Raw genomic sequence first — 2,053 nt, 5'->3', positions numbered from 1 at the left:
CGCCTCCGCCCCCGCCGCCGGAGAACCCGCCGCCCCCGCCGGAGGAGGACGAGGAGCGCTGGGTCGCCTCGTACGCCGAGATCGCCGAGTCCACGGTGGAGGAGAAGTCGTGGACCAGGCTGTCCGCGAAGCCGGTGGCGCCGAGCCCGTACCCGGTCGGGAAGTACGACGGAACCGGCGGCTCCGCGCCCATCTCGGTGCGGTACTTCTCCGCCCACTGTGCCGCGCAGCCGAACGCGACGGCCCAGGGCAGGTAGGCGGTGTAGAGCTCCTGCCGCCCGGAGAACTCGAACCGCTGGACGCTGGAGGGCGTCGAGAGGATCCGGTGGAACCCACCGATCCGCGACCACAGCTCTCGCCCGGCGGCCGTGCGCTTGGTGGAGGCGCCGGGCACCAGGACCTCCAGCGCGCCCAGGGCGAAGAGCCCGGGCACCAGCGCCAGCACGCTCATCTTCAGCGGGTTGGTGAAGCACACGATGCCGGCAAGGATCGCCGCCCCGACGACGAGGAGCCCCCCGAGGCAGCCGATCCCGGAGGAGACCATCAGTCCCTGGCGCCGCGCCCACGCGTGGGTGTGGCTCTGGAGGCTGGAGATCTCCTGCTTGAGCCGCTTGCCGGCCTCGACGTCGTGGCGCGAGGCGAGGAACGAGGTGTGCGGACCGGAGAGCAGGCCGGCGACCTCGGCGGTGACCTCGTCGACGCCCGCCCAGCCGGCCGGGCCGGCCTTGTCGGTGATGCGCCAGTCCTCACCGACGCGGTCGAGTCCCACCGCGCCCTTCTCGGCCGCCTGCATCACCGAGGCGACGTAGCTCTCGTGGTCGAGGGTCTCGGTCATCAGGTACCTCGCCTGCGCTGGGCCGATCCCCTCCGGGGGCGCGTACTGCAGGGGGTACGCCGGCGGCGTCTCGCGGGTCCGCCGGCTGACCCAGTAGCCGGCGACCCCGGCCGCGACCGACAGGGAGACCACGAGCACCAGCAGGGGCACGCTGCGGCCCAGGACGGGGTCGAACCGCTGCGGCCAGAGCAGGGCGTTGCCGGACTCGGGAGTGGCCACGGCGACGTCGGTGCGCAGCGTGACCGGGGTCCGCGGCGCCAGCGAGCCCACCCGCACCAGCAGGGTGTCGGTACCCTCGCCGCTCGCCGTGCACCCGGTGGTGCGACCCGCCCCGACGGCGCACAGCACGTCGCTGGTCTCCGCGGGCAGCCGGACCGTGAGCCGCGCCTTCTCGATCGGCTGCTGCCAGCCTCCGGGGATGAGGTTCCAGTAGAACCTGCTGGTCCCGTTGTCGGGACCGGGCAGCAGCACGCCCTCGATGCGGTAGCGGATCTCGTAGGTGTGGATCCCCGGCTCCAGGGTGGAGTACGGCGACCCGATCTTGGCCACCCGGTAGCGACCACGGCCCTCGGTGAGCATCTCGAGCTGCTCGGGGCCACCGTCCCGGGACACCGTGACCGACTCAGGGATCCGACGGGCGCGCCAGTCGTTGTCGTCGCGGACGTCGAAGAACCGGAAGATGCCGTGCTTGCCGGGGAACGGGAAGTTCACCCGCAACCGCTCGACGACCTCCATGTCGCCGTTGGAGTCGACGTCGAAGGTGGCGACGTAGGAGCTGATCGTGGTCTCCTCCACCTGGCCGGTGTCGGAGGAGGCGGAGAACCCGATCGCCCACGCCCCCACGCCGACCAGCAGCAGGAGCAGGCCCACGACGCGCGCCACGATCCGGAGCATGAGCGGGAGCCTAGCTGGCGGGCGACGCGCTCACGGCGGCGGACGCGCCGCCCTGACCTCAGGCCCGGCGGCGACGCCTCACCAGCCAGCGGAGCACCAGCAGCGTGAGCAGGCCGAGGGCGACCTGCTTGCCGTAGGCCTTCGCCAGCACCGGGAGGACGGTGGACCCCAGGTCGATGGCCTCCTCGTGGTGGGGGTGCCCGGGCTTGAAGTGCACCCCGGGTTCCGGCGCCACCCCGGTGGCCGCGGCGGCGGCCTCCGCGAGCGGGGTCGGCTCCGCGGCGACCGCAGCCGCCTCCGCCGGGAGCTCGGCCGGTCCCGGCG

General features: G+C 73.4%; 1 protein-coding gene and 1 pseudogene. Both read right to left on the bottom strand.

Going from position 1 to position 2,053, the window contains the following annotated elements:
* Positions 1 to 1,729: DUF2207 domain-containing protein (locus tag PLP61_RS16735; RefSeq protein WP_324503919.1), on the bottom strand; the 1,729-nt coding region annotated here is incomplete at its 3' end.
* A gap of 58 nt (positions 1,730 to 1,787) precedes the next feature.
* A pseudogene (locus PLP61_RS16730) lies at positions 1,788 to 2,053 on the bottom strand (hypothetical protein); the annotation flags it as partial.

The sequence above is a fragment of the Nocardioides sp. genome (genome assembly GCF_035429765.1).
Lineage (GTDB): Bacteria > Actinomycetota > Actinomycetes > Propionibacteriales > Nocardioidaceae > Nocardioides.
Note: the sequence above shows the minus strand (reverse complement) of the source record. Positions and strands in the feature narration are given on the sequence as shown.